Source organism: Aeromonas aquatilis (assembly GCF_054052405.1).
This window is the reverse complement of sequence record NZ_JBSTYP010000178.1, coordinates 1-409: the sequence shown is the minus strand read 5'-3', so window position 1 is coordinate 409 and position 409 is coordinate 1. Positions and strand designations below refer to the sequence as shown.

Genomic DNA, 409 nt, shown 5'->3' with positions numbered 1-409 from the left:
AAGGGCAATCCATCGGGGCCTTTCAGAAGGCGTTCAAGGAGATTGTGGCCCGCCACGGTTGGGAGCATACCGGGCCCGCGTCCTGGCGTTCCCGCGTCATCTTCGAGACCAACCTGCGCCAGAGCTATAACGCAGGGCGTGAGGCGCAGATCCAGCGCATCAAGCACAAACGCCCCTATGCGCTCTATCGTCATGGGGACTCCGAGCACCCCAGGGAGTTGCACCTCAAGTGGAACAACCTAGTGCTGCCGGTTGATCACCCCTGGTGGGAGACGCACAGCCCCAGCAACGGCTATGGCTGCAAGTGCAAGAAGTTCTTGCTCTCCGAGGCCGACCTCAAGCGGCGCGGCTTGGTGGTCGGCAAGGCCCCGGACGATGGCGAATATGAGTGGGTGGACAAGGCCACCGG

General features: G+C 62.6%; 1 protein-coding gene. It reads left to right on the top strand.

The window, feature by feature from the left end; genetic code table 11:
* Positions 1–409: phage head morphogenesis protein (locus ACW5W8_RS23895; RefSeq protein ID WP_498630897.1), on the top strand; the 409-nt coding region annotated here is incomplete at both ends.